The 5,370-nt window shown below is 56.5% G+C and carries 3 protein-coding genes and 1 pseudogene; all 4 read right to left on the minus strand.

Going from position 1 to position 5,370, the window contains the following annotated elements; all coding sequences use genetic code 11:
* Nucleotides 1–1,183: 1,183 nt before the first annotated feature.
* The 4 genes and pseudogenes from VGN12_01245 to VGN12_01260 all read right to left on the minus strand — a co-directional run bounded on the left by VGN12_01245 (nucleotide 1,184) and on the right by VGN12_01260 (nucleotide 4,941).
* Nucleotides 1,184–1,504: a hypothetical protein gene (locus VGN12_01245; GenBank protein ID HEY4308050.1), complete on the minus strand. Its 321-nt coding sequence runs from the start codon at nucleotides 1,502–1,504 to the stop codon at nucleotides 1,184–1,186.
* 108 nt (nucleotides 1,505–1,612) lie between these two features.
* Nucleotides 1,613–2,944, minus strand: coding sequence for a hypothetical protein (locus VGN12_01250; protein HEY4308051.1), 1,332 nt, complete (start codon nucleotides 2,942–2,944; stop codon nucleotides 1,613–1,615).
* Nucleotides 2,945–3,136: 192 nt separating this feature from the next.
* Nucleotides 3,137–3,964 (minus strand): hypothetical protein, encoded by an 828-nt coding sequence (locus VGN12_01255; protein HEY4308052.1) that lies wholly within the window; start codon nucleotides 3,962–3,964, stop codon nucleotides 3,137–3,139.
* A gap of 455 nt (nucleotides 3,965–4,419) precedes the next feature.
* Nucleotides 4,420–4,941: pseudogene (locus VGN12_01260) on the minus strand (IS630 family transposase).
* Nucleotides 4,942–5,370 lie beyond the last annotated feature (429 nt).

Below are 5,370 nucleotides of genomic sequence, written 5' to 3' on the forward strand. Positions count from 1 at the left end.
TTATCTACGTACGTCCGTTTAGATTCGCCATCGTGTGCCGGGCGGGGATCCACGAACGTCCACGGCTGTTTTCCGGCGCCCACCGTATCGGGTCCGCGAGATTGGCTACAACTTGGCTACATTTGCGCTGCGAAAATGGCACTCTCAGCGAGACCAATGCGCATGAAAAAGCCCCCGCAAGTGTTTGCGGGGGCTAGAGTTCGGCTAAAGCGGAGGGCAAGGGAGTCGAACCCTCAACCCCTTGCGGGGCACCTGATTTCGAGTTGCCCTGCGCGCAGTTCCAGGATTGTGCATCTACGCCCAAACCGTACACGGTTACGTACTTCGGGCGAGGACTAGTTTCCGCCACTGTCCGCCGTGTTCGCCACCGTCCGCCCCTTTGGCTACAAATTGGCTACACAACGATCATCTGTCGAGACTAGAATCAAAGCGACGTGGTTCCTTGGACAGCTGGAGACTGCGATTGATTCCTGCCTCGCTAGTCGAGGCCTTTCAATTGCAATAGCTTCAAGCTAAGGTCCGCTCGGATTATGTACAAAGTCGAAATGATCTGGTGCTGACCCTTGAGCCGCCGATGGACGACAGGGGGGACGGCATGCGCGTCACTCGCACCATTGAGCTTCCTTTCCCGCCGTCAGCCGATCTGTCGGTCTTCAGCAATAAATGAGAGAGGATGGAAGAGCCGCTTGGCTCCTTTAAGGACATCACAATGATCCTACGGGAGTTGATGAACAGTCAGATCGAGGGCTATTCCTCAATTGTTTTTCGCGATTGTATGCGCGTTCTCTTTCGCGCTATTGTCTGGGCCGTCGTTTTCTTTTTCGCAGTCTTTCGGCTGCTCGTTTTCGATGGGCGGCGACTTGCGGCGGATTCGAGGGACCCGATGCGCGCACTCTTTAGCAATTTGACTTTAACGGGCCGCGACTGCCGACCAGCGTCTTCGATCGCAACAGTTTCATCTAGCGATCGGATTGATCCGCTCGAGATTTCGACGATCTTTAGAACAGCAAGTAGTGGAAATACAGCACCGCTTGAAATCTCACGGCATTCGCACGCCGCGAGTGTCGCAGAGTGGTCGCTAGCGCGAACCTCGCTGCTTTCGAATGGGACTGTTGGCAATCCCTCGGTGGTGCCTGCGGCCAGTTCGATGATTGATAGCGTTTGCATTTGAGGCCTCAAATGTTCAGACTTGCACGCCGAATATAAATTCGCCGCGAAGAAAGTTTCCCGGATGGGCGGCCTTCTGGGCTTGTAAAATGCGCTCTTCGCCAGTAGTGCGGTCGGTCGCTGTAATGTACGCAACAAATCGCGTAACGTACTTCCCGGGAGCTGAGCTGTAAGGCCTGCGATCGCCGGCAGCTAAATTGAGATTTGGTGCCTGATCTCCGAACACAGAGGTAGACTCGTCGGAATACACAAAGGTTCCAAAAATAGAGATAATAAAAATATTCTGGGCAGGATCGGTGTTGTTAACGATCGTGACCGTGCAGATGTTCGATGGCATGCGAGTAGCCCGCCGTTTGTTTTGATTCTGGGAAGAGAGCCTCGAGAAACACGGCGCCTAGCCCAAAGACACGAACATCCTATTCAAAAACATTTTATCAGTAAAGAGTCAGTCACGCATCGATTCACAATACGGGGCATTCGGGTCTGGGAGTTTCATGGGATGTTCATTCTGCGGGAGGGCACCAGGTGCTCCAGGGGGTAGATGCACCTCTTCTCCGGTTCCTTCGGGTAGCTCAACGACCTGCAGGCTCTGTAAAACGCTCTTCGGCGGCGTCGGGTGTGGTCCTGGCGGTGTTAGCGGTTTGGATAACGCCGAGCCGGGTTTCACTGAGCTGCGGAAGCCTTGATAGGGGGTCGTCCAAGCCATCCATTCTTCCCACGAGATGCACACCGCATCCAACCTATCCGACTGGTCCCAAAGCTTGGCATTGAGCCGTTGCTCAATCTCACATTTGCATTCGGGCCGGATCACTCGGTCAAACCGGAAAACGAGTGTAGGAGAGTAATACGCGCTGTAGTCGATGGCCTTGGCATCTTTAGCATCGGGATTAGTGAGATCCGTTATCGAAAAATGGCCGTCAACCAAAACCCTGTCATTCTGAATCGTTCCCTCGCTGTAGACCTTTCCTGCAAGCTTCTTCGGCAGACCGCCAGGCGGCGCCGGTTGTTTTATCGTTGGCTCGACAAGCCACAACGTAACCAGGACGGGCGGTGTTTGATTGGCCGGCGGCGTTCCGTCGGACGGAGCGACATCGAGGGTCGAAATGTCCTGCATGACCAAGGTGAATTCAGCGAGGCCTGTGAGTCCATCGGGGCCGACCGAGACCCACGTATCGCCGCAGTGCTCGCGATAGCAGGCATCGGTCGATATGTCACGGAGCCCACCGACGTGCAGCCAACCGCGAGGCAAACGCGACAGGCGGTCAACCACGCCGAAGTGCGTTCCTGGCGTAAAGTCAGTTTCGGGATCCGACAGAATGTGCAGAGAATCGGCGTCCATCTGCTCGGGACCCGCGAGAACCCAGCGGCAGGCAGCACGCAATGCCTCGAGCTGTGTGTAGTCAGCGACGGGGCTTACCGTCCATTGAACCATGGGGGCATGCGTGCCCGTGAACATGAGCGAATCCTGTATGAACTGAAGAGGGTTTCCTCTCCACAGAGTTGCCGAATTGGCGATTCCGATGTTTGTGACACTCGTGGTACCGTTCGACAGTAGCGCATACGACGGCAGCGTGCCGGGATTCGCCGCCACGGCGGCCAGCGCTTTCAAGGTTGCTTGGTAGCGATAGTCCGCCGCAGATTGACTCTGCGTCACCGTGTGACGGGCCAGCGAACCGGTGACGCAGCCCGCGGTGCTCGCAATAAGTAGCAGCAAGAGCATCAGCAGGCCGCGTACCTGGGGCGTCTGCTTGACGCGCGAGTTGATCGACTCATCCATGAATCCACTTGCTCCCTGAAATTCAATCGATCCTTGGCCGCATCCTTGGTCTTTCTTCTAACGGTTTCTCGTATCGTCGGCAAATTGACATGTCCGTCATTTCGAAACGCGACTTGTTTCCGAGTTGCAAGTGTGCGAGTTCATACCACGCTCGCGCCAATCGCTTCGCCGGCGGACATCGCGATCTTGTCGTTAGTGAAGTCCGGAAGCAGCCGCGTTGATCTGACTACGCAAATTTGCGTCGGAACCGACGTTTTCGACGCGGTAACGAAGATACTGAAAGTCAGGTACAAGATTGCCGCACGGACCAATGCTCACTTCAGCGACGATATAGTTTGTTTTCACACAAGGGACGATACAGTTCGGCGTTGCCATGCCCATGGTAGGAAAGGTAAGGTCGCTGGCCTTAGGAGCGAGGCAGTACAATGTCGGCGAGTTGATATCGATCCTAGCGATATCCTGCACGATCAGCGAAAAATCTGCCAAGCCTTGCACCCCTTCGGGCATGACCCACACGCACGTTCCATTGGAGCGCGCCTTGTAGCTGGCCTTTCGTGGGATCTCGCGACTCCGCCCGACTTGCAGCCAGCCAGATGGTAGCTTTGTCAGACGATCGAGCACGCCGAAATGCCGCCCCGGACCAGGGGCCTGCAGCGGACTTGCGAGCAGGTTGCCACCACTGCGCGACGCGAACTCGGGACCGTACACGATCCACTGGCACGCGCAGCGGATGACCTCCAACTTCTCAGGGGAGTTGATCGGGTCGAGTGTCCAATTACCGAAAACGGTACGCTGCAACTGCGGGGTGAGCATTTGGGCTCCCACGGCGCCGGGGCCCAACGTCGTCGACGAAGGCAATTGTGCCGTGTCGGTAATCTGTGCGGTACCGGCGAAAATGGATGCGTACGCGGGAAGTGCTGCCGGATCGCGGGCCACCATCGCCAGGTCGTCGAGCACCTGTTGGAAGCGAATATCCGTGGGCGAGGCCTGTTGCGATAGCGTATGCCGCTTTAACGACATGGTCGTACAACCTGCGCATGCCAAGAGCAACGCCATTGCTGATAAACAAAGCTTCACGACACGCTCTCCCGAATGGCGCTTTCGTTTTATTCAAGAACTGATGATAGCAACGAGTGTGCATATTGGCTTCGTCGTAGTCGTAAGATCGGTTGTATGGAGATGCCTCATTACCCATACTGGAGTAGTGAGGACGTGGCCGGTCGGGTGAAATCGTAGTTCCGTGGTAATCCCTGCGGCCTAGATCAAATAAAACGCTCCGCTATCGTCGACCGCCTTGGAATGGGGGCTCTCGCGGGCGACATTGGTCCGGTGGGAATCCGCACCGTTTGTGACGGAACCTTGGCATGACGACTGTCCTCAAACTCGACGGGTCATGGGTGAGCAAATCATCCGACTAGAGCACTTTCTAAGTAGGTGACACGGTGTAGCCGTTGGGGTGGGAAGTCGTCGAGCAGTCCGAGTCGTGCCCAGAGCGTGTCGACGGTGCGTTCGGCGGCCGATCGCAGTAGCCATTTGAGTTTGCTGAACGCTAGTTCGATCGGATTCAGATCGGGGCTGTAGGGCGGCAAGTACATCAATCGCGCACCGGTCTGTTCGATGGCCTGGCGCACACCGGCCGCTTTATGGCTGCTAAGATTATCCATCACAACCAGGTCGTCGGGTTCCAGCGTGGGCACCAACACCTGTTGAACGTAGGCCAGGAAGGCCTTGCCGTTCATCGCACCGTCGAGCACCATCGGCGCGCTTAGTCCCTCGGCGCGCAAGGCGACGACGAAGGCCGTTGTCTTCCAATGGCCGTGGGGCGCATAGGCCACCAGTCGCCGCCCGCGCAGACAACGTCCATATTGGCGAATGAGATTGGTCCGCGCGCCACTCTCATCGATAAAGACCAAGTGACTGGCATCCCAGCCGAGCCGCTCCACGACCCAAGCTGCGCGACGCTCTTGGACATCGGGCCGCTGTTGCTCCGCGGCATGGATCACTTTTTTTGAAGGTGATCTGCAACCGCTTCAATGCGCGCCACACCGTGCCCAGCGCTTCTCGCAACTCTTTGAGCGTTGCGTCCGGACGTTCTTGCACCAACTGTTCCAAGCGGGGCAGTTGATGATCGAGCTTGGTGGCGTGCGACACACGCTGTTGGCGAGCGGCAAAGCTACCGCTCTGCCGCCGGAAACGCTTGAGCTTACGCACCCAATCCGGGCTGACACGATACTTCTCGGGATAACGTCCTGATAGTTGCGCACAAATTGAAGGGGCAGTCCTGAAACTGGTAGAAGTTTGTTGTCACACGAACTCTATCAGTACGGAAGGACTGCCCCATGGACAATTTAGCAGGGTCGGCAAGCGACGAGAACTTTAAGGGAGTGATTCGGATCGAGGAGGAGAAGATTCGCTCGCACGTGGAC

This window comes from Pirellulales bacterium, assembly GCA_036499395.1.
GTDB lineage: Bacteria > Planctomycetota > Planctomycetia > Pirellulales > JACPPG01 > JACPPG01.